The following is a 26,785-nucleotide window of genomic DNA, read 5'->3' as shown; positions in this document are numbered from 1 at the left end:
GAGGAAAATCGGGCGGGACCGGCCAACCGGCCCCGCCGTCGCATGCGCGTTACTGCGCCGGCTGATAGCGCAGGGTCAACATGACATTGCGACCCGGCTGGTTGTAGTACCAGGCAGTCTCATAGTTCTTGGCAAAGGCGTTATTGAGCGCCAACTGCACCTTGAACTCGCGGGTGAGCGCATAGGCCACGCGCAGATCCGTCGTGGCGTAGCCACCCAGTTCATGCCGGTTGGCCAGGTCGTCATAGCGGCGCCCCGCTGCGTACCAGGTGCCGCCGATGCTGAAATCACCAAAGCTCCGGTCCGCGTCCACGCGTCCGGACTGGCGCGCCCGGCGCGGCAGCAGGTTGCCGTGGTAGCCGACCGATTCGTCGCGCGGGTCCAGCCAGGTGGCGGTACCCGTGAGGTGCCACCCGGCCCACTGGCCACTGACGACGGCTTCGGCACCGCGAATGCGCGCCTCCTCCACATTTCCTGGCAAACCGGTGGATGCGTCATAGGTAATGAGGTTGCTGACGTTGTTGCGGAAGGCATTGAGCGACCAATAACCCCAGCCGTAGCTGCCACGCAGACCCACTTCGAGATTGCGCGAGGTTTCCGGCCCCAACCTGGGATTGCCATAGCCGGGGTAATACAGCTCGTTGAAGGTCGGCGCCTTGAAGGCGCTGCCGTAGCTGGCGGTCAGGCGCAGGCCTTGGGTGAAGTCCCAGCCCCACAGCAAACTGCCGGTGTTCTTGCCGCCGAACTGACTGTTGTCGTCACGGCGCACGCTGGCCTGCAGCGACTGTCGGCCAAAGCTCTGTTGCCACTGCGCGAACAGGCCGCGATTGATGCGGCTGTCCAGGGCGTACGCGGTGGAGCTGTCCACCGCATCGCGCTGCCAATCGAAACCGTCGGTGAGCACGCCGCCCCACAGCGCAGCATCCGCCTGCAACGAGCCGAGGTCACGATGCGTATCGAAGCGATCCTTGTAGATGCCGTGCAGGTAGTCCTTGCTGAAGTCGCCGCTGGTGCCCAGGCTCAAGGTCAGCGTGAGGGCCTGGCTGGGGCGGTAATGCACGCGGCCACCCACCACCTGCGTGGCGTTCTCGGCATAATCGGAGTAGCTGCCGTCGTACCCGTTGTGACCTTCGCTGCGGAAGGCGCGTGCGTCGGCATCCCACTGATCGTCGAAGCGGTAGCCGCTCTGCAGGGTTAGGGCATTGTTGCGGTAGCCGTCCTTGTCCGGCTGGTCGGCAAAGCAGCCCGCCCTCGCCTCCAGCGCCCCCATGCGGCACGCGTTGATGCCGTGCGTCTGGTCATGCGATGCCTCCAGCGCATACCAGCCGTTGCCGACCTTGCCGGCCAGGCCGGCCGAACCGGTGAGGTGGCTGTAGCTGCCAACGCCCAGCATGAAGCTCGGCACAAAGGTGCCTTCGGGGCGTCGCGTAAAGATCTGAATCACGCCACCGATCGCCTCCGAGCCGTAGAGGCTGGAAAACGGGCCGCGCACGATCTCGATGCGCTCGATCTGCTCCACCGGGATGTCCTGCAGCGAAGCGCTGCCCAGGGTGGCCGAACCGATCTTGATGCCGTCCACCAATACCAGCACGTGATCGGCCTCGGTGCCGCGCAGGAATACGCTGGTGCTCTTGCCGGGGCCGCCGTTGTTGGCCAGTTGCAGGCCGGGCGTGCCGCGCAGCAGGTCGGCCAGTGATGCCGGCTGCAGTCGTTCGATATCGGCGCGCTCGATCACGGTAACCGCCGAAAGGGTCTGATCCTGCGTCTGTGCGGTGCGCGTGGCGGTGACCACCACGCCGTCCAGATCGGTGGCGCCATCGGCGAACGCGGGAGAGAACACGGACAACAACGCCGCCGCCAGCACGGCGCGGCGTACAAAGGGAACCTGGATGGCCAAAACATTGCTCCTGGACCGCGCCTGCCCGCGCGGGTGAGTCGGGGTAACAGGCAGGCGGAAGGAGACGTGGCGGCCGCACGAGGTACGGCATCCATGACATGGCCCACCGCCTGTCTGGTCGTACCTCGAGGCCGGTCTCCGGGCTCACGAACGCGGACATCATGTCCGTCGGAACGACGCCTTCCCATGCCTGCGTGGCACAGTGGCTTGCTTGCCGTTCCGGCGATCGCCAGGGATCGCCGTTCGCCTACCGTTGCGGGGGCAGCTCCGGACTAGGCGCTTACGCGCCGCACCGGATTCCCGTTTCAACCACCGGCATAGTGCGGTGGTCACCTCAGGCGGCGGGGATGGTAACAGAGCTTGTCGCCCCCGGGGGCGCGCCCCCAACGCAAGACGCCCGCCCTGCTTCCACAGGACGGGCGTCCAAACGCCGCACGATGTGGCCTGGCTTATTGCTTTCTGAAGCTCAGGTGGCCGTGCTCCGCATCCACCGCCACGGTGCTGCCGGCGGTAAAGCGACCTTCCAGGATCTCCTTGGCCAACGGATTCTCCAGCTGCTGCTGGATGGCCCGCTTGAGCGGGCGTGCGCCATACACCGGATCGAAGCCCACGTTGCCCAGCAGGTCCAACGCCTTGTCGCTGATCTCCATCTTGAGCTGACGCTCGGCCAGGCGCTTTTCCAGATAGGCCAGCTGGATCTTGGCAATGGCGCGAATCTGCTTTTTCTCCAGCGGGCGGAACACCACCAGCTCATCGAGTCGATTGATGAACTCCGGCCGGAAGTGCGCCTGCACCACACCCAGCACCGCGGCCTTCATCTGCATGTAGTCGGCCTCGCTGTCGCCGGCGTGCTCCTGGATCATCTGCGACCCCAGGTTGGAGGTCATCACGATGACGGTGTTGCGGAAATCCACCGTGCGGCCCTGGCCGTCGGTGAGTCGACCATCGTCGAGCACCTGCAGCAGGATGTTGAACACGTCCGGATGCGCCTTCTCCACCTCATCCAGCAGGATCACGCTGTACGGCCGGCGGCGCACGGCTTCGGTCAGGTAGCCGCCCTCTTCGTAACCCACATAGCCCGGGGGGGCGCCGATCAGGCGGCTCACGGAATGCTTCTCCATGAACTCGCTCATGTCGATGCGCACCATCGCATCCTGGGTATCGAACATGAACTCGGCCAGCGCCTTGCACAGCTCGGTCTTGCCCACGCCGGTGGGGCCAAGGAACAGGAACGAGCCGTACGGGCGATTGGGATCGGAAAGGCCTGCACGGGCGCGACGGATCGCGTCGGACACCGCGCGCACGGCCTCGTCCTGGCCCACCACGCGCTTGTGCAGCGCCTCTTCCATGTGCAGCAGCTTGTCGCGCTCGCCTTCCAGCATCTTGTTGACCGGGATACCGGTCCAGCGCGACACGACCTCGGCGATTTCCTCTTCGGTCACGCGATCCTGCACGAGCTTGAAGTCCTGCTTTTCGGCCGCCTGCGCCGCTTCGAGCTGCTTCTCCAGCTCGGGCAACTTGCCGTACTGGATCTCGCTCATCTTGGCGTAATCCTGACGCCGCTGAGCGGCCTCCAGCTCAAGACGCGCGGCTTCGATCTGCTCCTTCACCTTGGTCGCGCCCTGCAGCGCGGCCTTTTCGGACTTCCAGATCTCGTTGAGGTCGGAGAACTCCCGCTCCAGCTTCTCGATATCGGCATCCAGGTCGGCCAGGCGCTTCTTGGAGGCCTCATCCGTTTCCTTCTTCAGCATCTCGCGCTGAATCTTCAGCTGGATCAGGCGACGCTCCAGACGATCGAGCTCTTCCGGCTTGGAGTCGATCTCCATGCGGATGCGCGAGGCGGCCTCGTCCATCAGGTCGATGGCCTTGTCGGGCAGCTGGCGGTCGGGAATGTAGCGATTGGACAAGGTGGCCGCCGCCACGATGGCGGGGTCGGTGATTTCCACACCGTGATGCACCGCGTAGCGCTCCTTGAGGCCGCGCAGGATCGCGATGGTGTCTTCCACGCTGGGCTCGCCCACGTACACCTTCTGGAAGCGGCGCTCCAGCGCGGCATCTTTCTCGATGTACTTGCGGTATTCATCGAGCGTGGTCGCGCCGATGCAATGCAGCTCGCCGCGCGCCAGCGCCGGCTTGAGCATGTTGCCTGCGTCCATGGCGCCATCGGCCTTGCCGGCGCCGACCATGGTATGCAGTTCGTCGATGAACAGGATGATCTGGCCTTCGCTCTTGGCCAGATCGTTGAGCACGGCCTTCAGGCGCTCCTCGAATTCACCGCGGAACTTGGCGCCGGCAATCAGCGCGCCCATGTCCAGCGCCAGCACGCGCCGATCGCGCAGGCCTTCGGGCACCTCGCCCTTGACGATGCGCTGGGCCAGCCCTTCCACGATGGCGGTCTTACCCACGCCGGGCTCGCCGATCAGCACCGGGTTGTTCTTGGTGCGACGCTGCAGCACCTGGATGGTGCGGCGAATTTCCTCGTCGCGTCCGATCACCGGATCGAGCTTGCCCGACTCGGCGCGCGAGGTGAGATCCACGCAATATTTTTCCAGCGCCTGGCGCTGGTCTTCGGCGTTCTCGCTCTGCACCTTTTCGCCACCGCGCAGCTTCTCGATGGCGGCGTCGAGGTTCGCCTTGGTTGCGCCGGCGGCCTTGAGCGCCGAGCCCAGCTCGCCTTTGTCCTCCAGCGCGGCCAGCACGAACAGTTCGCTGGCGATGAACTGGTCGCCGCGCTGCTGCGCGAGCTTGTCGGTCAGGTTGAGCAGGCGCGTGAGCTCATTGCCCACGTGCACGTTGCCTTCCTGCCCGCTGACGCGCGGCAGGCGCTCGATGCTTTCGTTGATGCGCTGGCGCAGCGCGGGCACGTTCACTTGTGCCTGCGTGAGCAACGGCGCGGTCGATCCGCCTTGCTGATCGAGCAAGGCGGCCATCACATGCACGGGCTCGAGCATGTTGTTGTCGCGCCCGACGGCGATCGATTGCGCATCGGCCAGCGCTTGCTGGAAGCGCGACGTGAGTTTGTCCATCCGCATGGGTCGTTCCCCCTCGTCACATTGAATTGGCGGCCCCGCCGCCACTGCCCGTCGAGATGCGGACGCCAGCGCGCGATTCAAGCGCGTCATCCTGCCGCGGTTAGCCCTTTTTCAGCCGTGTACGTCGTCCATAGATCGCCTTCACATTTGCCTTGATAGGCTGCCAACCGTGTTATCGCCTGCCCCCGCTTCCGCCATGTCCGCTCACCCGCCCCTTCCGGCTCCGCCCCTGCCTGGCGTGGATGATCGTTGGGCGCTGTTCCTTGATGTGGACGGCACCCTGCTCGACTTTGCCGACCACCCCGACCAGGTCAGCGTGGATACGCGCCTGCGCGACCTGCTGGACGACTTGTACGGCACGCTTGATGGCGCGCTGGCCCTGGTGAGCGGGCGCAGCCTGGATGACCTGGACGACCTGTTCTGCCACCCACCCTGGGCCATGGCTGGGCTGCACGGTCTGGAGCTGCGCGGCCCGGACGGACGCTACCGCGGCGTGCACATCGGCACCGCCCGGCGCAGCCAGGTGCGCGATCTGGCCGAGCGCATCGCCACCGCGCTGCCAGGCGTTTCAATGGAAGACAAAGGCATGGCCGTCGCCCTGCACTGCCGCACCGCGCCCGACCGCTTCGATGCATTGCGCGAGCATGTGGAACTACTGCTGCCTCGCCTGCAAGGCTACGAAATGCAGATGGGCAACCTGGTGATCGAACTCAAGCCGGAGGGCATGGACAAGGGCAAGGCGGTGGAGGGCCTGCTGGCCAACCGACCGTTCTGCGGACGCGTGCCGGTGTACGTGGGCGACGACCTGACGGACGAACACGGTTTCGCCGCCGCCAACCTGGAGCATGGCCTGAGCGTGCGCGTGGGAACGCGCGAACCCAGCCTGGCCACGTATTCGCTGCCCGAGCCCGCCGCTGCGCGCGCCTGGCTGTTCCGCGTCCTGTACGCGCTCAAGCATGGAGCCCTCTCGCATGCCCACTCCCCTGGAGGAAACGCCTGAGATCCAGGCCAGCCTGGCCCTGGGTGTCATCGGTAACGGTAGCGTTGCCGCCCTGATCGATGGTCAAGGACGCATCGTATGGGGCTGCCTGCCCCGTTTCGACAGCGATGCCAGCTTCTGCCGGCTGCTGTCGCCCCGCCAGGACGGCGGCGACTGGACCATCCAGCTCGAAGATTTCGAGCGCGCCGAACAGCACTATCTGCCCAACACGGCCGTGCTGGTAACCCGCCTGTACGATCGCCAGGGCGCCGGCGTGGAAATCGTCGACTACGCGCCGCGCTTTCGTTCCCGAGGCCGCTTTTATCACCCGATACTGATCGCCCGACGCGTGCGCCCCCTGGGCGGCGCGCCGCGTATCCGCGTGCTGCTTCGTCCGCTATGCGGGTACGGCGCCCATGCCCCGCAGACCACCTCGGGCAGCAACCATATTCGCTACTTGCTCAGCGACGTGGTGCAACGGCTGACCAGCGATGTGGCCTCGGTGATGATCGAGCGCGGCCTGCCATTCATCCTGGAACGACCGGCGCACTTTGTGTTTGGCCCAGACGAAACGCTCACCGACAGCCCTGCCGACTTCATACATCACACCCTTGAGCGAACGCTCGATTACTGGCGCGAATGGGTGCGCAACCTGTCGGTGCCCTACGAGTGGCAGGAGGCGGTGATTCGCGCCGCGATCACCCTGAAGCTGTGCCAGTACGAGGCGACCGGTGCGATTGTGGCAGCACTTACCACCTCCATTCCCGAAGCCGCCGGCACGGCACGCAATTGGGACTACCGCTATTGCTGGTTGCGCGACGCCGCCTTCACCGTGCGCGCGCTCAATCGGCTCGGCGCCACGCGCAGCATGGAGGAGTACATCCGCTACGTTTTCAACTTGGTCGCCGCCGATGGCGAGCGTGAAGTGGGCCCCGTGTTCGGCATCACCTTTGAGCATGAGCTCACCGAAACACAGATCGAGCATTTGCGAGGCTATCGCGGCATGGGCCCGGTGCGCGTGGGCAACGATGCCTATCGCCAGCGCCAGAACGATGTGTACGGCTCAGTGGTGCTTGCCTCAGCCCAGATGTTTTTCGACCGGCGACTTGAACACCCCGGCGATGCGATCGGTTTCCACCGCTTGGAACGCATGGGCACCATGGCGCTACGTATGGCCGAGGAACCGGATGCCGGACTGTGGGAGTTCCGAGGCCGCGCGGCGGTGCATACGTACTCCGCCGCCATGTGCTGGGCCGCGTGCGACCGACTGGCCCACATCGCCACTGAGATGGGGTTGGACGAACGCGCCCGCTATTGGCACGGCGAGGCGGTGGCGCTGCACGCGCGCATTCAAGCGCGAGCATGGAACGAGCAACTGGGCACTTTCGTGGACGCTTATGACGGCGAGCACCTGGATGCCAGCTTGCTGCTGTTGGCGGATATCGGCTTTATCGAAGCGATGGATCCCCGCTTTATCGCCACCGTAGATGCCATCGGCAATGCGCTTGGCCGCGGCGATTACCTATTCCGTTACATCGCACCCGACGACTTCGGTGCACCGGAAACCAGCTTCAACATCTGCACGTTCTGGTACATCGATGCGCTTGCCGCCACCGGTCGCATCGAGCGTGCGCGCGTGATGTTCGAGCACATGTTGGCGCAACGGAACCCGTTGGGCCTGCTCTCGGAAGACATTGCCCCCGCCAATGGCGAGCACTGGGGTAATTTTCCGCAAACCTATTCGATGGTCGGCCTGATCCAGGCGGCCATGCGCCTGTCGCGGCGCTGGGAGGACGCACTGTGATGCATGATGGACGCGCTGGCGTCCCACAACGGCTGGTGGTGGTATCCAACCGCGTGGCCTTACCTGACCAGACCGCCACGGGCGGGCTCGCCTCCGCCATGCGCGCCGCGCTGCAGGAGCGCGGCGGCCTGTGGTTCGGCTGGAGCGGCAAGATCGCCCGCCACTCACCCGCGCGTCTGCATCACCGGCGCGATGGCGTCGTGGAATACGCCACTATGGATCTGGTGCGTGCCGATCACGACGACTTCTACGATGGCTTTGCCAATCGTACGCTATGGCCGCTGCTACACTACCGGCCTGATCTGGTCGACTACGATCGAAAGCACCTGGCGGGCTACCTGCGCGTCAACCACCTTTTCGCCGAGAAGTTGCTACCGCTGATTGGCCCGCGAGACGTGGTATGGGTGAACGACTATCACCTGATTCCGCTGGCTGCCATGCTACGCGAGCAAGGCTTGCGTAATCGCATTGGATTCTTTCTACACACCCCGTTACCGGCGGCCGGTTTGCTGATTGCGCTGCCTCGCCATCAGGCGTTGCTTGAAACCTTGTCCAGCTACGATTTGGTAGGCCTGCACACGGCGCGTGACCGACGCGCGCTGGAGGAGTATTTCCTGCATGAAGTGGGCGCCACCATGACCCCTGACGGTCATCTGCGCACGCCCGCCGGACGCGAATTTCGCGCGGAGACATTCCCCATCGGCATCGACACGCATCAGGTAGTCGAAATCGCCAGTCATGCCGACGAGCACGAGGAAATCCATGACCTGCGACAGAGCCTGGAAGGCCGCGCGCTGATTATTGGCGTGGATCGACTCGACTATTCCAAGGGTTTGCCGGAGCGATTTCACGCGTATGCACGCTTGCTGGAACGCTCGCCCGAACTGCATCGCAAAGTGAGCTTTCTGCAAATTGCCCCGCCTTCGCGCGGCGGCGTGCCCGAATACCGCCAGATCCGTAGGGAGCTGGAACGCAGTGCAGGCCACATCAACGGCCTGTATGCCGCGCCAGACTGGGTACCCATCCGCTACGTCAACAGTTCCTTCCCCCACAGTTTGCTTAGCGGTTACTACCGCGCGGCGCGCGTGGGCCTGGTGACGCCCTTGCGCGATGGCATGAATCTGGTGGCCAAGGAATACGTCGCCAGCCAGGATCCAGCGGACCCGGGTGTGCTGGTGCTATCGCGTTTTGCCGGCGCGGCGCAGGAGCTGACAGATGCATTGCTGGTGAACCCGGCTGACACAGAGGAAGTAGCCGAGGCACTGGAGCGCGCGCTCACCATGCCGTTGCAGGAGCGCCGCCAACGGTGGCGGCGCATGATGGACATACTGGAGAAGCAGGATGTTACCGCGTGGCGCAACGCGTTTCTGGCGCGACTGGCCGAGGCTTGAGCGGCGACGCCGACCCCGTGGCCCAAACGGGATCGGCGATAAGCCCTTAGCGCCCCTGCTTATTGCCCGACGCCGACGAGCTGGCAGGCGTACGTTCCACCGAATTCCCGATAGGCAGGCGATTTTCCGGCGGACCGACGTGCTGGCGTTCAACGTTGAAGCGATGATTGTTCGGCCCGGCCAATGCCAACTGGTAGCCGTCGGTATGCACCCAATGCCAGACACCCAACGGCACCGGCTGAGTCGACACATAGACGAAGCGGGCGTCGTAGTCCCCTTGCTGCCTTGGCTCCACATCGAGCGCCAGGTTGATCACGAACTGGCTGGAGACCGCGCGGCCACCTTCGTGCGCGGGCTGGGTGATCATCTGAGCAAGGCTCTGGTCCAACAGGCGACTGAATCGCCTGTCGAGCGGATAGGCCGGAGAGGCGGACGTTACCTTGCCCGCGGCACTGACCTGCACCAGCACCGGCAACACCTTGGGTCGGAACTCTGTGAGCGAGCCACTGGAAGCCACGGCCGAGCCGGCTAGCGCCGACAGTGCGCCGGCAAGCAAAACGACAATACGGCGTTTCATGCGACCTCCTTGGAATGCGACTGATGGGGGATGGGCACCGCCCCTCAGGACACGTCCTTACGCGATGCCTGCGCAATAATTTGCGCCAGCGTCAGCTAGGCGTCAACTTTCATTCACCTGAGTCCGGGGCAATCGCCTAGCCAGCCAACCAGATCAGGCTTACAAATCGCCCACTGTGGGCCGCATCCCTGCGATAGGAATAGAACCGCGTGTCGGTGCGCGTGTCGAAACCGCCGCCATAAACGTCCATCACCCCCGCCGCCCGCAGGCGCCGACGCGCCAGCCCGGCCAGGTCGCACAACCAGTGCCCCGGGCGGGTGGCCTGAAAGCAGGCAACAGCTGCAGGGTCCGTCGTCAGAAAGGCGTCTCTCACTTCTTCGCCAACCTCATAGCTTGACGCACCGATGCACGGTCCCAGCCAAGCCAGCACCTGGCTTGGCGCCGCCAGCAACGCGTGAAGCGCCGCCTCCAGCACGCCCGCCTGCAACCCACGCCAACCTGCATGGGCCGCCGCTACAGCGCCGCCATCGCGCGTGCAGAACAGCACCGGCAGGCAATCGGCCGTAAGGATGGCCAAGGGCTCGCCGATGCGCGTGGTTACCGAGGCATCGGCACGCGGCGACTCGTCCTGCTGTCCCGCATCCACATCCACGACATCAACGCCATGCACCTGATGCAACCAATGAGGCGTACGCGGCAGGCTCAGCATGTCCTTCACCATCGCCCGGTTGGCACGCACCGCCTCCAGCGCATCTCCACTGTTCACGCCGAGGTTGAAGTGCTGGTACGGAGGCTTGGAATGCCCAGGGAGCAGCCGTGTGCTTACGGCTGCTCGAACGCACGATGGTGCGGGCCAATCGGGGAGGAGCCAGCCGTCAGGCATGGGATACCGACACCTGCATCTTCATGGCGCGATGCTCACTGTAGCGTCTATACATCCACACCAGGGCGAAGATTGCCAGCAAAAAGCTAACGGGCCGGAAAGGCACGCTATAGCGCGCAAAGGGCTGAGTAACCATGTGTACCCCCACGGCGAACAAATGCAGCAAGGCGAGTAGTCGTAACGCGTCGGCGCGCGATGCGCCAAACAATCGACGCGTTGCCGGCAGAAACGCCAGCAACGTGCCCAGCACGCCGAAAACCATCAAAGGTGCATGCAGACTGGACATCAACGAGGCGATCACCATGTAGCGGGGATCGTTTAACCAGGGGGAGCTGAGAACAGGGTAAGCATAGATATCCCCCCAACCCTCCGGCGAGGACCAGGAGAAGAAGCAAAAAATCTTGCCGAACAAGTACCAACGCAGCATGGCGAATGGATGGGTGGCAAATTTGGATCGCAGACTCTCTATCAGGTTGGGCCAGCTGGACGCCGCCTTTGCGGAATCTGGATCGAATGTATTCGCCGAACCGTAGGTATCTGGACGCTCGTCGTACATCAAATCGATATAGCTGCCCTGCTGTACGTTCAACAGCATCAATTGCGGGCTACTCATCTGATGCAGGGTGATTTCGTTGCGCGCCCACCAGGGCGACATGGCCAGCGCGAAGCCAAGGGAGAGTGCGGCGATGTCACGCCAAAAGCGACGCACCGCCGGCAACAACAGCAGTAGCAGCAATACGGGCACCCATGGGTTGAGTGTTGGCCTGATCAGGCAGGCGATGCCGAACGAAAGACCCGAAACCAAGGCAAGCACGATACGCCAACGCGATGTTTCGACGAACGCGCAGGCGGCACCAAACACCAGCGCCATCATTAGCGCGGCGCAGAAGGAAGTTTCGCTGAGCAGGTAGGCCACGTAGACATTCAGGTGCGGACTCAGGGCCACCAGTGCACCCAGCACAAGCCCCGGCCAGGCGCCAAGCAGAGCCATGGCTAACAATGTCGAGCAGAGCAGGGTCAGTCCGGCGATCCACGCCTGGGTGTACGTTGCTCGCGCTACAAACCCTGTGTCCAGCTGACCGCGCAGAAACATCCGCAGATACATGGGATAGCCCGGCGGGCGGAAAGCGTCGGGAACAAGCGGTACGTTGGCTTGCTCCAGGATCGACGCCATGCCTTGCGAATACACGCCCTCATATTTTGAGTTCCAGGCATAAGCCACGTATTCGCGAGCATCGTTACGAACCGGATGGTCTACTTCCGTACGCTCCGCCGTACCTAGCCGCAGCGCCATCCCGATCACCAGAATCAGCAGCAGGCAGAGGCACTGCAAGTACCTCGCCCTGTTTCGTGTCCTTCCCTGCACAGTCCATCTCCCGCCTTAAATGGATCAATCGGGTCAGTTTACCCAGCAGCCTCCCGACGGACTGCCGGGTACATCGCAAGCGCAAATCCGGAGCCACTGCCGGATCGCACAGGGCCGGAAGCCGATGCTCAAGACCAGTCGTCCGGCTCGGCGTGGGCGGCATCTTCGCGCAGGGCATCGATTAGCGCCTGCTGATCGGCCGGCCGCTCCGCACTGAAGGACAGCGGTTCGTGCGTTACCGGGTGCTCGAACGCCAATCGCTCGGCATGCAGCGCCTGCCGGCGGAAGCCGCGCAGGGCCGCCACCAGCTCGGCGCTGGCGCCCTTGGGCAACTTCAGGCCACCGCCGTACAGCGGGTCGCCGACCAGTTGGTGGCCGATATGGGCCATGTGCACGCGGATCTGGTGGGTGCGGCCGGTTTCCAGGCTGCACTGGATCAGGCTATGCGCCCGGAAACGCTCGCGCAGGCGGTAGTGGGTAACGGCGTGCTTGCCATCCTCCTCGTCGCGCACTGCCTGGCGCAGGCGGTCGCCCATGTGTCGCCCGATGGGGGCGTCCACCGTGCCGCCAGCCACCAGGGTGCCCATAACCACTGCCTCGTACTGGCGCTCCACATCGTGGCGGGACAGCATGTCCACCAGCGCCGTATGGGCCGGCAGGCTCTTGGCTACCACCATCAGGCCCGAGGTGTCCTTGTCCAGGCGGTGCACGATGCCCCCGCGTGGCAGTTGGGCCAGGGCCGGATCGTGGTGCAGCAGGGCGTTCAGCACGGTGCCGGCACTGTTGCCTGCACCGGGGTGCACGACCAGCCCGGCCGGCTTGTTCAGCACCAGCAGATGTTCATCTTCGTAGACGATATCCAGCGCGATGGCCTCCGGCGCCAGCTCGACCTCGGTCTCCAACTCCGCTTGCAGCAACACCTTTTCCCCCCCGCGCAGCAACTGGCGAGGCGGCGCCAGCGCGCCATCCAGGGTGATCGCGCCGGCCTTGATCCAGGCCGTGAGGCGCGAGCGGGAGTAATCCGGGAACATCTCGGCCAACGCCTGGTCGAATCTCCGACCGGCGGCAGACAGGGGCACTGTGGCTTCGTGGTGGATCCTCGTCATGACCATCTGCCCGGGCAACCAACGGTTTCGGCTATCATCCCTTTTCGATCAAACATCTGAACCCTTTCTCATGCGCGTAACCAAGCTGCCGGCTTTCAAAGTCTTTGTCGTGCTCGCCATCGCCATTTCGATGAGCGCCTGCTCGATGTTTGGCCACAAGAAGGACACCAACGATACCCTGCCGGTGGACAAGCTCTACGCCAAAGCCCAGGACTCGCTCCAGCATGCCGACTATTCGGCGGCGACCAAGGCCTACCAGCGCCTGATCGCTCGCTTCCCGTCCGGTCAGTACAACGAACAGGCCCAGCTTGATCTGGCCTACTCGCAGTACAAGGACAACCAGCCGGACGACGCTTACTCCACGGTCAACCGCTTCATCAAGACGTATCCGACCCACAAGCATGTGGATTATGCCTATTACCTGCGCGGTCTGATCAATTTTGATCGTACCGGCGGCGCCATGGAGCGCTTCCTGCAGTCCGGCGAGCCGGAAACCCGTCGTGACCAGGGCTTCAACCTCAAGTCGTTCGACGACTTCTCCGAGCTGTCGCGCCGCTTCCCGGACAGCGCTTATACGGCCGACGCCCGCCAGCGCATGATCTACCTGCGCAACCTCTTGGCCCAGTTCGAAATCAACGTGGCGGAGTTCTACCTGCGCAACAAGGCCTATGTGGCCTCGGCCGACCGCGCCCAGTACGTGATCGAGCACTACCAGCAGGCCCCGCAGACGGGTGACGCCCTGGCCATTCTTACCCGCAGCTACCTGGGTATGGACGAGAAGAACCTGGCTGACCAGACCCGACAGGTACTGGCCTTGAACTACCCTGATCACCCGTACCTGAAGGATCCGAAGTGGCCGCACTCGCCGTCCATGATCCGCAAGATGATTCCGTTCTCGGGTCACCACTGATCGAACAGTCCGCCTCCAGGCGGGCATGAAGAAGGCCGGCAGCGCGAGCTTGCCGGCCTTTTTTATGCATCGAGCTAGCGGGATATTCCTCCAGCCCCTTGAACCTCTAGGCTATTTCCAGCCGGAAGTGATCGGGTAGCGCCGCTCACGCCCGAACGCACGCGTGGTAACGCGCGGCCCCGGCGCGGACTGGCGGCGCTTGAACTCGTTGAGCAGCACCAGGCGCACCACGCGACGCACGGTGTCCGCATGGAATCCCTGGGCGGCGATCTCGGCTTGCGACTGCTCGCCCTCGATGAATCGGGCCAGGATCGCGTCCAACTCGTCGTAAGCTGGCAGCGAATCCTGGTCGGTCTGGTTGTCGCGCAACTCGGCCGAAGGTGGTCGATCGATCACTGCCGAAGGAATGGCTTCGCCACCACCCAGTCGCGAGGCGTGGGCATTGCGCCAGCGCGACAACCGGTACACCACGGTCTTGTAGACGTCCTTCAAGGGCGCGTACGCGCCACACATGTCGCCGTACAACGTGGCGTAACCCACGGCCATCTCGCTCTTGTTGCCGGTGGCAAGCAGCAGGCGGCCGTGCTTGTTGGACAGCGCCATCAAGGTGACGCCGCGCGTACGTGACTGCAGGTTCTCCTCGGTAGTATCGGCAGGCTTGCCAGCAAAGGCTGGCGCCAGCGCGCCAAGGAATGCATCGACCATCGGTTCGATGTCGATCACGTGGTAGTCCACGCCCAACTGCTCCGCCTGGGCGCGAGCGCCATCCAGCGAGAGTTGCGAGGTGTAACGCGTGGGCATCATCACGGCGGTAACGCGCTCGGCACCCAGCGCGTCCACGGCCAGCGCCAAGGTCAACGCGGAATCGATGCCACCGGAAAGGCCAAGCAGCACCCCCGGGAAACCATTCTTCTCGATGTAATCGCGAATGCCGCGCACCAGGGCGCCGTACAACGTCGCTTCCAGCGAATCGTCAGCCACGGTCGGCCAGCCGTCCGCGCGCAACGTCCGCGTGTCGCTATCGAATTCGGCCCACAACAAGACGTCGACGAAGCTGGGGGCGCGTGCCACCAGGGTGCCATCGGCATTCACCAGCAGGGAGCCACCGTCGTAGACCACCTCGTCTTGACCGCCCACCGTGTTCACATAGGCGATGGCGCAACCGGTTTCGCGCGCGCGTGCGGCCAGCACTTGCTCGCGCTCCGCCTGCTTGGCGTCGTCCCAGGGCGAGGCATTGATCACCAGGATCAACTCCGCGCCGGCGGCAGCTGCCTTGGCGGCCGGCTCGGGCTGCCAGATGTCTTCGCAGATCACCACCCCCACCCGCACGCCGTCGATCGTCGCCACCGCACTGTCGCGGCCGGGGCGGAAATAGCGCTTGTCGTCGAAGACGCCGTAATTGGGCAGGGCCTGCTTATGTGTCGTCCATTCGATGGAGCCGCCGCGCAGCAGGCTGGCGGCGTTGTAGACCTCGCCCTCGCTATGCGGATGCCCAACCACGGCAGCCACGCCATTGGTGGCACCTGCCAATGCATTGAGCTCGCACTGACAGGCCGCGAGGAAACTGGGACGCAGCAGCAAATCCTCCGGCGGGTAGCCGCTCAGCGTGAGCTCCGGGAACGCCACCAGGGATGCCCCGCCCTCTCGTGCTTGCGCGATCAGATCACCCACATGTGCCGCGTTGGCGGCGACCGCGCCGACCGGAAAATCGAACTGCGCAAGGGCGAAACGTAGCGAGGGCATGCCGGACCATCCGTCATCGGGGAAGCGCTCTATGATAACCGAGCACCCTTGGCCCACGCTTCAGCCCATCGGCTGCAGCACCAGCAACGTGGCCAGCGTAAGCATGAACAGCGCCACCGCCACATCGAACACGCGCCAGGCCAAGGGGCTGCGGAACACCGGCAGCAACAGCCGCGCGCCGTAACCCAGCGCCAGGAACCACAACACACTCGCCGTGCTTGCACCGCCAGCGAATGCCCAGCGCCCGTCACCCTCGTAATGCGTGGACAGGCTGCCCAGCAGCACGACCGTATCCAGATAGACGTGGGGATTGAGCAAGGTGAAGGCCAGGCACGTCAGCATCACGCGCCGACGGCTCGCAGTAGCCTCGCCATCCACCTGCAACCCGCTTTCACCTTGCCAGGCTCGCCGCAAAGCCAGCATGCCGTACGCGGTAAGGAATGCCGCGCCCGCAAAGCGCAGCCATTCCAGCAAGCCCGGATGCTCCTTGACCGCCAACCCCATGCCCGCCACGCCGAGCAGGATCAGGCTGATATCCGCCACGATGCATACCAGCACCACAGCGCCCACATGACGACGCTGCAGCCCTTGCCGCAGCACAAAGGCGTTTTGCGCGCCGATAGCAATAATCAGGCCGGCCCCTGCGCCGAGCCCGGCCAGGTAAGCCGAAGAAAACATGATGAAAGCCCTCGAAAAGACATCTACTGTGCCGCGCCTCTGCATTTCAGTAAAACTAAATATTCTTACGTAGAATTAGCTTTACTAATGTGAGGTCCAGCCATGAGCCTGCTCAATCCTCAGTTGACCGCTTTTGCGGCGGTGCTCGACGAAGGCAGTTTCGATGGCGCCGCGCAGCGCCTGTCACTGACGCCATCGGCCATCTCCCAGCGCATCAAGGCCCTGGAAGATCGCCTGGGCCAGGTACTTATCCTGCGCCGCACGCCTTGCCGCGCCACCGCCGCCGGTGAACGCCTATTGCGCAGCGTGCAGCAGATGCGCCGCCTTGAAGCGGAGACGCTGGCGGAGTTCCATGTGGCGGGCAACGAGGAAAGTCCTGACTCCATCGCGGTAGCCGTGAACGCGGACTCGCTCGCCACCTGGTTCCTGCCCGCCCTGGCGCCGTTGCACCAGGAACACCGCCTGCTGTTCGACGTGCGCGTGGACGATCAGGATCACACCACCGACCTGCTCCGCGACGGCTCCGTGCTCGGTGCCGTCACCGCCGAAGCGCAAGCCGTGCAGGGATGCAGCGTGAAGAAGCTCGGCATCATGCGCTATTACCCGGTGGCCACGCCGGCGTTCGTGGCCCAACACTTTCCGCGCGGGGTCGACGCCGCCACGCTCGCACGAGCACCCATGTTGGTGTTCAACCGAAAAGACGCCCTGCAGTGGCGCTTTATCCACAGCGTGACCCGTGCCCGTGTCACGCCACCGATGCACTACCTGCCCTCGTCGACGGCCTTCGTGGAAGGTGCCGCCCTTGGCTTGGGCTGGGCCATGGCGCCGGAGTCGATGGTGGAGGAGGCATTTGCCCATCACGCACTTCAACCCATCGCGCCCAATCGCTGGCTGGATGTACCGCTCTACTGGCAACACTGGGCCATTCGCTCGGCGACATTGACGTTGGTGACCAATTCACTGGTTAGTGCAGCGCGGGCGGGGCTGAGGCCCACCTGATCGCTCGAGCGCGACAGTTATTCACTTGCCATGTCGGCGCACAGCTCGCCTTCAAGCAGGCCAAGTACGCAACGCGCCCCTGCGATATTGACGCCCCCTCATGGTTTGGAGGCAGGCTTCACACGTCCCTAAACGTGAAACGTCGCTACCTTGACCACCTCCCATTCCAGCGCGCGACCACCGTCGCCCTTATTTCTTCCGACGCCCAACTTGTATCTGGCGGTGCGTCACAGTCCGCGCCCTGGGCATCCCCACTGGGTATCGGTGATGTGCGAACACACGGAAGAAGGGAAAGCGATCACCGCGTACCTATCGCCCCTCAACGCCATGATCGATGCGACGCTGATGTCCGAGCCAGGCCGCATCTACCACGCCATTTGTGCGCATGAGTTCGACCCTTCCGTCTTTGTTCGGGATCACGAGAACCAGCTCAAGCTAGCCATCCAGATTGGCTGGACCGCCACGCGCAATGGTCTTATTGAACGCCCCCTCGGCGGCATCGCCAGCTATGCGTTCCTGCAAAGCCAATGGATCCCCTCATCGTCGCCCTCACCGATTGAACTCTCGGTAGATGAACACATCCTGCGAGCGCACGAGTTGTCACACGAACATGCCGGCCTCTTCGCACACGCGGAAGCCACACGTCACTTCCTGCAACTTGACCCACGAAAACAAAACCAGATCGTCACCGGTGCCATTCAACGAATCCATCGATCCGAGGCCGCAAACGAAGACTGGGATCAGCTAGCGCTCTATGATCACGAAATGGGCGACTGGCATTTCGTGCCCCGCACCATTGTCGACGATATGGACGTCTGATTTACGAGATAGCCAAACACCTATGTCGTGCAACTTCGCATTTGATGCCGTCATGAGCGCCTCGAAACTCATGTCAAAGCGACTGGAGCGGAGCGATAGAACAAAAAAAGGGCCGCATCGCTGCGGCCCTTTCTCTATCGATCGTATCGACTCGATTACTTCTTCATCAGACCGGCGAGGGTCTTGCCGAGGTCGGCCGGGGACTTCACGGTGGTGACGCCCGCCTTCTCCAGCGCAGCGAACTTGGCTGCCGCCGTGCCCTTTCCGCCCGAGATGATGGCGCCGGCATGGCCCATGCGCTTGCCCGGAGGGGCCGACGCACCGGCGATGAAGGACACCACCGGCTTGGTGACGTACTCGCCGATGAACTCGGCGGCGTCTTCTTCAGCGCTGCCGCCGATTTCGCCGACCATGATGATGCCTTCGGTCTGCGGATCGTCCTGGAACATCTTCAGGCAGTCGATGAAGCTCAGGCCGTTGATCGGGTCGCCGCCGATGCCGATGACCGTGGACTGGCCCAGGCCTTCGTTGGTGGTCTGGAACACCGATTCGTACGTCAGCGTGCCGGAGCGCGAGACGATGCCGACCTTGCCCGGCATGTGGATGTGACCCGGCATGATGCCGATCTTGCACTCGCCCGGGGTGATGATGCCGGGGCAGTTCGGCCCGATCAGCACGGTTTCCGGATGCTGTGCCAGCACGTTCTTCACGCGCAGCATGTCCAGCACCGGGATGCCTTCGGTGATGGCCACGATGACCTTGATGCCGGCGTCGATCGCTTCGAGGATCGAGTCAGCCGCGAACGGCGGCGGCACGAAGATGACGGATGCATCGGCGCCGGTTTCATCGACGGCTTCGGCCACCGAGTTGAAGACCGGCAGACCGATGTGCTCGGTGCCGCCCTTGCCCGGGGTCACGCCGCCGACGACCTTGGTGCCGTAGTCCAGCGCCTGCTGCGCGTGGAAGGTGCCCTGCTGGCCGGTGAAGCCCTGCACGAGGACCTTGGTGTTCTTATTGACGAGAACGCTCATGGTTCTATTGCTCCTCAGGCCTTGGCCGCAGCCACGGCTTTCTGCGCCGCATCGTTGAGATCGTCAGCCGGCGTGATCGCCAGGCCGGAGTTGGCCAGCAGTTCGCGGCCCAGCTCCACATTGGTGCCCTGCAGACGCACCACGACGGGGATCTTCAGACCCACTTCCTTCACGGCCGCGATAATGCCTTCGGCGATCAGGTCGCAACGCACGATGCCGCCGAAGATGTTGACCAGGATGGCCTTCACCTTGTCGGAGGAGAGGATGAGCTTGAACGCCTCGGTCACGCGCTCCTTGGTGGCGCCGCCGCCGACGTCAAGGAAGTTTGCCGGCTCGCCGCCTGCCAGCTGGATCACGTCCATGGTGGCCATGGCCAGGCCTGCGCCGTTGACCATGCAGCCGATGGAGCCGTCCATCGTCACGTAGTTGAGGTTGTGCTGCACGGCAGCCGCTTCGGCCTGGTCTTCCTGGGTCAGGTCGCGCATGGCGGCCAGGTCCGGGTGACGGAACTCGGCGTTGTCGTCGGAGTTGACCTTGCCGTCGAGGGCGGCGAGGTTGCCGTCTTCGAGGATGGCGAGCGGGTTCAGCTCAACCAGGGACAGGTCCTTCTCGTTGAACAGCTTGTACAGGCCCAGCATGATCTTGGTCAGCTGGCCGACCTGCTTGGCGTTCAGGTCCATGGCGAAGCCGAGCTGGCGGCACTGGTACGGCTGCAGGCCTTCCACGAAGTCCACCACGATGGTGTGGATGTCTTCCGGGGTGTCCTTGGCGACCTGCTCGATGTCCACGCCGCCGTGCTTGGAGGCAATGAACGAGATCGACTTGGAATCGCGATCCGTCAGGATCGACAGATACAGTTCCTTGGCGATGTTGGTGGCGTCCGTCACCAGCACCAGGTTCACCGGCAGCGCACGGCCGGCGGACTGGTAGGTTTCCATGTTGGTGCCCAGCATGCCCTTGGCGGCAGCACGCACATCGTCGAGGCTCTTGCAGAACTTGACGCCGCCGGCCTTACCGCGGCCACCTGCGTGGATCTGTGCCTTGACCATCCACTGCGAACCACCAAGGTGCTTGGCGGCGTCGACAGCGGCATCGGGAGAGTTGGCGACCTTGCCCGGAGGCACGGCGATGCCGTACTTCGCGAACAATTCTTTGGCCTGGTACTCGTGGAAATTCATGGATACCTCGAGAGTACGGGGAAACAGGGCGGCCGCGTCGGGCTGTGGGGCCCGGGCGGTCAGGGGAACGACGGCGGTACAAGCGCTGCCGGATGCAGTGCGCCGCCGCCTGCCTGTCGACATGACGAAAACCGCGCAATACGGCCAACTATTTTCGCGGAAGCGGCCCCCGATGGAAAGGGGCGGTTCCGCCCCGGCCCGCCCGGCAGCCCGACCCAGGCCCCCTACCTTCCGGGAATCGCCCGTCTATACTGGGCTGGACCGTCCGCCGGCCCAACCGAGAGAGCCCCGCCGCGTGTCCAGCACCATGCAGCCTGCGTACCCCAACGCCCGCCCGACCCCCGAGGTCGCGCGCCACGAGCTTCTCTTCCTCAACTGCTTCCGCCTGGCCCAGGCCCTGGTCTACGTGGGATTGGCGCTCAGCCCCAATGCGCTGGGCTGGCCCAAGCTCACCGACGTGGGGTTGGCCCGGGGCATGGCGGTGGTGTTCCTGCTGTTCGCACTGGGCCTGCTATCGCTGACTCGCCGTTTCGCGCCCCGAATCCGTTGGACGGTCTCGGGCGCCCTGGTGGTGGACATCATCGCGGCGGTGCTGGCGATCGCCACCATGCACGATGCGCGCATCGGCATCGCCATGATGCTGGCGGTAAACCTGGCCGCCGGTGCGCTGATTTTGCCGCTACGGCTTTCCTGCTTCTTCGCGGCCCTGGCCACGCTGGGGGTGATCGGTCATGCCGTGTTCGAGATGCAGCACGGCCAGGCCGGCATGGACCGGGAGCTGCTGGAATCGAGCCTGTTCGGCCTGGCTTATTTCGCCATTACCGTGCTGTGCTACGTGCTCAGCCGGCAGATTCGCGCCAGCGAGGCGCTGGCCGAGCAGCGCGGCGTTGACCTGGCCAACCTGGCCCAGGTCAACGAACTGATCATCCGCCGCATGAAAACCGGCGTGCTGCTGGTAGACGACGCCAACCGCATCCACCAGATGAACGAGTCGGCCTGGATGCTGCTGGGCAACCCTGCCGCTGACCAGCGCGACCTGGGCCGCGTGGCGCCCGAGCTATCCCGACGCCTGTATCACTGGATGACGTCGGGCAAGCTGGACGAGTCAGCCACCCAGTTGGCAGACGGCGTGCCCGAGGTGGTGCCCCGCTTCAGCCGACTGGCGCCCAACGACGACTCGCACGTGCTGATTTTCCTGGATGACACCTCGCTGGTCTCGCGCCGCGCCGAGGAGCTCACCCTCAGTTCGCTTGGCCGCCTGTCCGCCTCCATCGCCCATGAGATCCGCAACCCGCTGGCAGCTATCCGCTACTCCGCCCAATTGCTTGCCGAATCCAAGGACCTGCCCTCCGGCGACCAGCGCATGGTGGAGATCATCAACAACCACTGTGTGCGCCTGAACGAGATCATCGAGAACATCCTGCAGCTATCCCGCCGTGAGCGCTCGCGCCCGGAAACACTGGACCTGGGTCAGTGGGCCAGCGAATTCGTGGACGAGTACCGCCAGGGCAACGACCTGGGCGAGGATTCGCTGCGGGTGATCCAGGCCAGTACACCGGTGGCGGCGGTAGCCGATCCGCAGCAGTTGCAACAAGTGGTTTGGAATCTGGTGCAGAACGCCTTGCGCTACGGCCGTATGCCCGGCGAGCCCGCCCGCGTGATGGTGGTGGCCCGCCACGGCGAACACGGTGTGCCCATTCTGGAAGTGATCGATCGCGGTCCCGGCATCGCGCCCAAGGTGGCCGCCCAGATCTTCGAGCCGTTCTACACCACCCACGAATACGGCACGGGTCTGGGCCTGTATCTGGCCCGCCAGATGAGTGAGGCGAACCAGGCGTCGCTGGAATACGTGCGCGTGGCGGGCGGCGGCAGCTGCTTCCGCCTGGTGCTCACGCCCGCCCGTGCGGGTCGTGCCAGCGGTGACGCGGCTGCCGCTGCTGGCTGACTTCAGGTAGCGCGCACCATCAGCTCGACCGGCAGCGTTTCCGACTGGGCCGGCTCGTCATTGATCAACGCCAGCACCTTGCGAGCCAGCAAGGTGCCACCCTCTTGCCAGTCCTGGCGCACGGAACTCAGCGGGGGAAGGAAACTGGCCGCCAACGGCATGTCGTCGTAACCCACGACCGCCACGTCCTTGGGCACCGCTCGCCCCATCTCGTTCAGCGCACGAATGGCACCCATCGCCAGCAAGTCGCTGCAAGCGAAAACGGCATCGAACGGCACCGCGCGCTCGACCAACGAGTGCATCGCATCCATGCCCGAGGCCAGGGTGAACTCGTCGCGACGGATCAGCAGGGGCTTTACCCCATGCGCCGCCAGCGCGTCGACGAAACCATTGAGCCGCTCAAAGATTTCCGGGTGGTTGGGATTACCCACGAACACCGGGTTGCGCCGTCCCTGGTTGATGAAATGCTCGGCCACCACGCTGCCGCCCTGGCGGTTGTCGCTACCCACCACGATGTGCTCGTCGCGCTCGCCCGGAGCGCCCCACACCACCATGGGCAGGCCTAGCTTGTCGAAACGCCGCACGGCGTCCTGGCGCGAACCCTGGCCCAACAGAATCAGGCCATCAGCCGCCTGCACCGCGGCGGCGGAGGCACCCTGGCGGGTGGTCAGCAACACGCTGTAACCGTTGGCGGTGAGCTCCTGGGAGATGCCGCCCAACAACACCAGCGGATAGGGGTCGAGCATGGTGCGGTCGTTGGAGGGCTTCATCTCCACGATCACCGCCACCGTATGACTGCGGCGCAGGCGCAGGTTGCGCGCGCTCACGTTGAGTTTGTAACCGAGCTGATGCGCCAACGCCTGCAGGCGCTCGCGCGTCTCCTTGTTGACCAGCGGGCTATCGCTCAATGCCCGCGAAATCGTGATCTTGGATACACCGGCGACTCGCGCCAGATCAGCCATGGTCAAGCTGGCAGTCGGCGTGGCGCCTTGCGGCTTCTTGTGGAGACGACTCAAGACCTGGCCCCAATGTCTTGTGATGGATTGTGCGGCACCTCAGCACAACGGCCTACCGTGGCAACGGACCACAGTGTCCCGGTTTACGCGTCATGCGTCCAACGTCGCAAGGAAGCACGAAGCAGACCATTCTCCACGGCGCAGCGATGCTAATGCATCAAAATCCTGCGCTGCGCCGGCCTCGGGCATACGATTAATGATATCGATAACAATCGCAACTATGTTGCATTACAACAATTGATATCGATAACTTGATATCGATATCAATTACTGCCAAGCTCCGCGCCCAATAACCATCGCGGACCGCGCCCGGCGCAGGATCTCGCGAGCATTGCCACGATAGCGTCGCGGGGAGAGGGTGTTGGAGCATCAAGAAACGGCCATGGCTGTGGCGTCGGCGCAGGGCGCACCCTGTGACCCCTGGCTGGTGACCAGCCACCGTACCGATCCCGCCGCCTTTGCCCAGGACGAGAGCCTGTTCGCCGTGGCCAATGGCGATCTGGGCGTGCGCGGGGGCCTGGAGGAAGACGACAGCCCCAGCCATGGCAGCTTTCTGGCCCACGCCTGGGAACGTACCCCGATCGAGTACCACGAGCGCTTTCCCGGCTTCGCCGCGCACACCGACACGCGCATCCCCGTTGCCGATGGCACCCGCATACACCTGCGCCTGGGCGACACGCCGGTTCGCCTGCGCGAAGGCGAGTGGCAGCACTTCGAACGCTTGCTCGACCTTCGCAACGGCAGCTACCGCCGCCAGTTGCGCTGGCGCTCGCCGGAAGGCGCCACCCTGCTGATCGAAGCCGAACGCATCGCCAGCCTGGAGCACCCCGGCCTGTTGGCCATTCGTTACAGCGTGCGCTCGGTGGATTACACCGGCCCCATCACGCTGGAGTCGTCCATCTCCACCGCTCGCCACGCCACCGAGCAGGGCGACGACCCACGCATCGGCACCCGCCTGGATGGCGGCTTCGGCACGCGCGACAGCGCCGCCGACGAGGCGCACGCCTTCGTGCTGCAGCAGACCGCGCACAGCGACATCCGCGTCGCCTGCATGCAGCAACACGCGGTGCTGAATAACAGCCTCTCCTTCCGTCTCGCCAACCTGGCCCAGCACGGCGTGCTGCAGGTATACGAAGGCGCGATTGCACCCGGCCAGGCGGTAACGCTCGAAAAGTATGTCGCCTATGCGTGGTGCGCACCGCATAGCGAGGAAAGCGATGCCTCCTTGCTTGCACGCGCCAGTGAATGCCTTGCCCAGGCACAGGCCGCTGGCTATGCGGCGCTGTGCGCACGCCAGTCCGACGCCTATGCCCGCCTGTGGGATCGCGCGGATCTGTCCATCGAAGGTGATGCGCGCACGGAGCAGGCGCTACGCTTCAACCTGTTCCACGTGTTCCAATCCAGCAGTCGTGATGGCAGCGGCAGCACCGCCGCCAAGGGTCTCACCGGCGAGGGCTACGAAGGCCACTACTTCTGGGACACCGAAGCCTTCATGCTGCCCACCGTGGTCACGCTGGCGCCGGAACTGGCGCGCAGCATGCTCACTTACCGCTACCGCACGCTGGAGCGCGCCCGTTCCCACGCCCGCGAGATGAACCATGCGCGCGGCGCACTCTACGCCTGGCGCACCATCAGCGGTGACGAGTGCTCGGCCTACTTCCCCAGTGGCTCGGCGCAATACCACATCAACGCCGCTGTGGCCTGGGCGATCCGCCACTACGTGGACGCCAGCGGCGACACCGCGTTCCTGCGCGAATACGGCGCGGAAATGCTGTTCGAAATGGCGCGCATCTGGCTGGACATCGGCCATTTCAATCCGCGCCGCCAAGGTGCCTTCTGCATCCACGGCGTAACCGGGCCGGACGAATACACCGCGTTGGTGGACAACAACCATTACACCAACCGCATGGCCCAGCGTCACCTGCGTCACGCCGCCGACGTGGCACGCTGGATGGCCGACAGCGCGCCGGAGGCATACACACAGCTGGCGCGTCGCGTTGGCCTGGAGCCGTTTGAAATTCTTCAGTGGCAGCGTGCCGCCGAGGCCATGTATCTTCGCGAAGACGACGAACTCGGTGTCTTCCCGCAGGACGACACCTTCCTCGACAAGCCGCGCCTGCCGCCCCGCCCCGCTGGCGAAAGCAAGCGCCCGCTGCTGCTCGAGCTGCATCCGCTCACCATCTACCGCCACCAGGTGTGCAAGCAGGCAGACACCGTGCTTTCGCTGGTACTTGCCGGTGAGGATGTGAGCCAGGCCGCCAAGCGTCGCAACTTCGACTACTACGAAGGCGTCACCGCGCACGACTCCACGCTTTCCGCCTCCACCTTCGGCGTGCTGGCGGCTGAAGTCGGCGCCATGGACAAAGCCTGGCGTTACTTCCAGGACAGCCTGCGAGTGGATCTGGATGACTTGCATGGCAACGCCGCACACGGCGTGCATATGGCCGCCATGGCTGGCAGTTGGCTTGGCCTGGGCTGGGGTTACGGCGGCGTGCGCGTGCATGCGGGCGAACTCACGCTTGCGCCGCGCCTGCCCGCTGCCTGGCGCAGCTATCGCTTCGGCGTGCATTGGCAGGGCGCTCAGTTGCGCGTGACGGTGCGAGCCGATGGCGTGGAATACCACTTGCGCAGCGGCGACACGCTGCGCTTGCGCCATGCCGGTCAGCCCGTCGAGCTGCGTAAGGGCGAAAGTCTCACGCTGCCGCATCGCGTGCAGACACCGCTGCAAGCCGTGATCTTCGATCTCGATGGCGTCATCGCCGACACCGCCGTGGTCCATCGCGCGGCGTGGGAGCGCCTGGCGCAGGAAATCGGCGCGCCATTCGACGAGGCCACCGCCGAACGCATGAAGGGCGTGGATCGCCGCGGCTCGCTCGATATCCTGCTCGAACGCGCATCGACACACTATTCGGAAGCGGAAAAAGAAGCGCTCAGCGAGCGCAAGAACGGTTACTACCGCGAACAGATCGAGCGCTTCGGCCCCGATCAGTTGCTGCCCGGCGCACGCGCCGCGGTGGAGTCGGTGCGTGCGGCCGGTCTACGCGTGGGCCTGGCCTCGGCCAGCCGCAATGCGGCGCTGCTGCTCGAACGCCTGGGCATCGCCTCGCTGTTCGATTACATCGTGGATGCCTCGTTGATCGAGCGCTCCAAACCGGATCCGGAAATCTTTCTGGCTGCCGCGGCGGGTTTGAACGTCGCGCCGGCCGCTTGCCTGGGTGTCGAGGACGCCGCTGCAGGCATCGCCAGCATCCATGCTGCGGGCATGGTCGCCATCGGTATCGGCCACCACGAGGCCTTAGGGGAGGCCCATCTCGTGCTGCCCGACCTGACCGCGTTCCGCATCAGGGACTACGTAGAAAACCAAGACAACGCAACGGCCGTGCGCGCCGAAGCGTCGCATTCCAACACTTAAGTGGCCCATATTTCGGGCG

At 64.3% G+C, this 26,785-nt stretch carries 19 protein-coding genes and 1 riboswitch; of the genes, 8 read left to right on the top strand and 11 right to left on the bottom strand.

All coding sequences use genetic code 11. The features are described 5' to 3' along the window. Window positions 1-49: 49 nt before the first annotated feature. Together btuB and clpB are read right to left on the bottom strand one after the other, a co-directional pair. The gene (gene btuB / locus AC3G2C_RS07700) at window positions 50-1,897 is read right to left on the bottom strand and encodes a TonB-dependent vitamin B12 receptor (RefSeq protein ID WP_488384043.1); all 1,848 of its coding nucleotides are present in this window, start codon (window positions 1,895-1,897) and stop codon (window positions 50-52) included. A gap of 112 nt (window positions 1,898-2,009) precedes the next feature. Beyond that, a riboswitch (cobalamin riboswitch) is annotated at window positions 2,010-2,249 on the bottom strand. 97 nt (window positions 2,250-2,346) lie between these two features. Beyond that, the gene (clpB, locus tag AC3G2C_RS07695) at window positions 2,347-4,929 is read right to left on the bottom strand and encodes an ATP-dependent chaperone ClpB (protein ID WP_488384042.1); all 2,583 of its coding nucleotides are present in this window, start codon (window positions 4,927-4,929) and stop codon (window positions 2,347-2,349) included. 196 nt (window positions 4,930-5,125) lie between these two features. Between clpB and otsB the strand changes: the two genes are divergently transcribed. From otsB to otsA, 3 genes are read left to right on the top strand one after another with little or no spacing between them, the layout of a single operon-like run. Further along, window positions 5,126-5,929, top strand: coding sequence for a trehalose-phosphatase (gene otsB / locus AC3G2C_RS07690; protein ID WP_488384041.1), 804 nt, complete (start codon window positions 5,126-5,128; stop codon window positions 5,927-5,929). Next, window positions 5,901-7,712: a glycoside hydrolase family 15 protein gene (locus tag AC3G2C_RS07685; RefSeq protein WP_488384040.1), complete on the top strand. Its 1,812-nt coding sequence runs from the start codon at window positions 5,901-5,903 to the stop codon at window positions 7,710-7,712. The genes otsB and AC3G2C_RS07685 overlap by 29 nt, the downstream gene beginning before the upstream one ends. Beyond that, window positions 7,712-9,103 carry an alpha,alpha-trehalose-phosphate synthase (UDP-forming) gene (gene otsA / locus AC3G2C_RS07680; RefSeq protein ID WP_488384039.1) on the top strand — a complete coding sequence of 464 codons (1,392 nt, stop codon included), beginning with the start codon at window positions 7,712-7,714 and terminating at the stop codon, window positions 9,101-9,103. Before AC3G2C_RS07685 ends, otsA begins: the two co-directional genes overlap by 1 nt. A 46-nt stretch (window positions 9,104-9,149) precedes the next feature. On the opposite strand, the gene AC3G2C_RS07675 is transcribed toward otsA, so the two are convergent. From AC3G2C_RS07675 to rluD, 4 genes are all read right to left on the bottom strand, one after another. Further along, window positions 9,150-9,680: a hypothetical protein gene (locus AC3G2C_RS07675; protein ID WP_488384038.1), complete on the bottom strand. Its 531-nt coding sequence runs from the start codon at window positions 9,678-9,680 to the stop codon at window positions 9,150-9,152. Between the two features lie 136 nt (window positions 9,681-9,816). After that, complete coding sequence (pgeF, locus tag AC3G2C_RS07670) at window positions 9,817-10,563, bottom strand: peptidoglycan editing factor PgeF (protein WP_488384037.1); 747 nt, start codon at window positions 10,561-10,563, stop codon at window positions 9,817-9,819. Then, a complete protein-coding gene (locus AC3G2C_RS07665; protein ID WP_488384036.1) occupies window positions 10,556-11,896 on the bottom strand; it encodes a hypothetical protein in 1,341 nt (446 codons plus the stop codon). The genes pgeF and AC3G2C_RS07665 overlap by 8 nt, the downstream gene beginning before the upstream one ends. 161 nt (window positions 11,897-12,057) lie before the next feature. Beyond that, the gene (gene rluD / locus AC3G2C_RS07660) at window positions 12,058-13,035 is read right to left on the bottom strand and encodes a 23S rRNA pseudouridine(1911/1915/1917) synthase RluD (RefSeq protein ID WP_488384035.1); all 978 of its coding nucleotides are present in this window, start codon (window positions 13,033-13,035) and stop codon (window positions 12,058-12,060) included. A 70-nt stretch (window positions 13,036-13,105) separates the two neighbouring features. Between rluD and AC3G2C_RS07655 the strand changes: the two genes are divergently transcribed. Further along, a complete protein-coding gene (locus AC3G2C_RS07655; protein ID WP_488384034.1) occupies window positions 13,106-13,945 on the top strand; it encodes an outer membrane protein assembly factor BamD in 840 nt (279 codons plus the stop codon). 111 nt (window positions 13,946-14,056) lie between these two features. Here the strand turns inward: AC3G2C_RS07655 and AC3G2C_RS07650 are convergent, their stop codons facing one another. Beyond that, on the bottom strand, window positions 14,057-15,688 hold the full coding sequence (locus AC3G2C_RS07650; protein ID WP_488384033.1) for an NAD+ synthase: 1,632 nt from the start codon (window positions 15,686-15,688) through the stop codon (window positions 14,057-14,059). A gap of 60 nt (window positions 15,689-15,748) precedes the next feature. Beyond that, the gene (locus AC3G2C_RS07645; RefSeq protein ID WP_488384032.1) at window positions 15,749-16,366 is read right to left on the bottom strand and encodes a LysE/ArgO family amino acid transporter; all 618 of its coding nucleotides are present in this window, start codon (window positions 16,364-16,366) and stop codon (window positions 15,749-15,751) included. A gap of 102 nt (window positions 16,367-16,468) precedes the next feature. Between AC3G2C_RS07645 and AC3G2C_RS07640 the strand changes: the two genes are divergently transcribed. Together AC3G2C_RS07640 and AC3G2C_RS07635 are read left to right on the top strand one after the other, a co-directional pair. Beyond that, window positions 16,469-17,365 carry a LysR family transcriptional regulator ArgP gene (locus tag AC3G2C_RS07640; RefSeq protein WP_488384031.1) on the top strand — a complete coding sequence of 299 codons (897 nt, stop codon included), beginning with the start codon at window positions 16,469-16,471 and terminating at the stop codon, window positions 17,363-17,365. Between the two features lie 267 nt (window positions 17,366-17,632). After that, window positions 17,633-18,184 carry a hypothetical protein gene (locus tag AC3G2C_RS07635; RefSeq protein WP_488384030.1) on the top strand — a complete coding sequence of 184 codons (552 nt, stop codon included), beginning with the start codon at window positions 17,633-17,635 and terminating at the stop codon, window positions 18,182-18,184. Between the two features lie 155 nt (window positions 18,185-18,339). Here the strand turns inward: AC3G2C_RS07635 and sucD are convergent, their stop codons facing one another. Continuing rightward, entirely contained in the window at window positions 18,340-19,215 is an 876-nt protein-coding gene (sucD, locus tag AC3G2C_RS07630) for a succinate--CoA ligase subunit alpha (protein WP_109124142.1), read from the bottom strand. Window positions 19,216-19,229: 14 nt separating this feature from the next. After that, complete coding sequence (sucC, locus tag AC3G2C_RS07625) at window positions 19,230-20,393, bottom strand: ADP-forming succinate--CoA ligase subunit beta (protein ID WP_019464615.1); 1,164 nt, start codon at window positions 20,391-20,393, stop codon at window positions 19,230-19,232. A gap of 307 nt (window positions 20,394-20,700) precedes the next feature. Here sucC and AC3G2C_RS07620 point away from each other — a divergent pair, with 307 nt between their 5' ends. Then, window positions 20,701-22,338, top strand: coding sequence for a sensor histidine kinase (locus AC3G2C_RS07620; RefSeq protein ID WP_488384278.1), 1,638 nt, complete (start codon window positions 20,701-20,703; stop codon window positions 22,336-22,338). A 2-nt stretch (window positions 22,339-22,340) separates the two neighbouring features. On the opposite strand, the gene AC3G2C_RS07615 is transcribed toward AC3G2C_RS07620, so the two are convergent. Further along, window positions 22,341-23,354, bottom strand: a complete 1,014-nt coding sequence (locus AC3G2C_RS07615; RefSeq protein ID WP_488384029.1) for a LacI family DNA-binding transcriptional regulator — start codon at window positions 23,352-23,354, stop codon at window positions 22,341-22,343. 382 nt (window positions 23,355-23,736) lie between these two features. On the opposite strand from AC3G2C_RS07615, the gene pgmB reads away from it, so the two are divergent. Further along, on the top strand, window positions 23,737-26,766 hold the full coding sequence (gene pgmB / locus AC3G2C_RS07610; RefSeq protein ID WP_488384028.1) for a beta-phosphoglucomutase: 3,030 nt from the start codon (window positions 23,737-23,739) through the stop codon (window positions 26,764-26,766). Window positions 26,767-26,785 lie beyond the last annotated feature (19 nt).

This window comes from Frateuria sp. sgz306004, from assembly GCF_057750885.1.
The sequence above is the reverse complement of the archived record's forward strand: the minus strand, read 5'-3'. Positions and strand labels throughout refer to the sequence as shown.

Bases quoted from the DNA above. Each gene is read 5' to 3' on its own strand.
- clpB (WP_488384042.1), bottom strand. From the start codon at position 4,929: ATGCGGATGGACAAACTCACGTCGCGCTTCCAGCAAGCGCTGGCCGAT.
- otsB (WP_488384041.1), top strand. From the start codon at position 5,126: ATGTCCGCTCACCCGCCCCTTCCGGCTCCGCCCCTGCCTGGCGTGGAT.
- AC3G2C_RS07685 (WP_488384040.1), top strand. From the start codon at position 5,901: ATGCCCACTCCCCTGGAGGAAACGCCTGAGATCCAGGCCAGCCTGGCC.
- otsA (WP_488384039.1), top strand. From the start codon at position 7,712: ATGCATGATGGACGCGCTGGCGTCCCACAACGGCTGGTGGTGGTATCC.
- AC3G2C_RS07675 (WP_488384038.1), bottom strand. From the start codon at position 9,680: ATGAAACGCCGTATTGTCGTTTTGCTTGCCGGCGCACTGTCGGCGCTA.
- pgeF (WP_488384037.1), bottom strand. From the start codon at position 10,563: ATGCCTGACGGCTGGCTCCTCCCCGATTGGCCCGCACCATCGTGCGTT.
- rluD (WP_488384035.1), bottom strand. From the start codon at position 13,035: ATGACGAGGATCCACCACGAAGCCACAGTGCCCCTGTCTGCCGCCGGT.
- AC3G2C_RS07655 (WP_488384034.1), top strand. From the start codon at position 13,106: ATGCGCGTAACCAAGCTGCCGGCTTTCAAAGTCTTTGTCGTGCTCGCC.
- AC3G2C_RS07650 (WP_488384033.1), bottom strand. From the start codon at position 15,688: ATGCCCTCGCTACGTTTCGCCCTTGCGCAGTTCGATTTTCCGGTCGGC.
- AC3G2C_RS07645 (WP_488384032.1), bottom strand. From the start codon at position 16,366: ATGTTTTCTTCGGCTTACCTGGCCGGGCTCGGCGCAGGGGCCGGCCTG.
- AC3G2C_RS07640 (WP_488384031.1), top strand. From the start codon at position 16,469: ATGAGCCTGCTCAATCCTCAGTTGACCGCTTTTGCGGCGGTGCTCGAC.
- AC3G2C_RS07635 (WP_488384030.1), top strand. From the start codon at position 17,633: ATGTGCGAACACACGGAAGAAGGGAAAGCGATCACCGCGTACCTATCG.
- sucD (WP_109124142.1), bottom strand. From the start codon at position 19,215: ATGAGCGTTCTCGTCAATAAGAACACCAAGGTCCTCGTGCAGGGCTTC.
- sucC (WP_019464615.1), bottom strand. From the start codon at position 20,393: ATGAATTTCCACGAGTACCAGGCCAAAGAATTGTTCGCGAAGTACGGC.
- AC3G2C_RS07620 (WP_488384278.1), top strand. From the start codon at position 20,701: ATGCAGCCTGCGTACCCCAACGCCCGCCCGACCCCCGAGGTCGCGCGC.
- pgmB (WP_488384028.1), top strand. From the start codon at position 23,737: ATGGCTGTGGCGTCGGCGCAGGGCGCACCCTGTGACCCCTGGCTGGTG.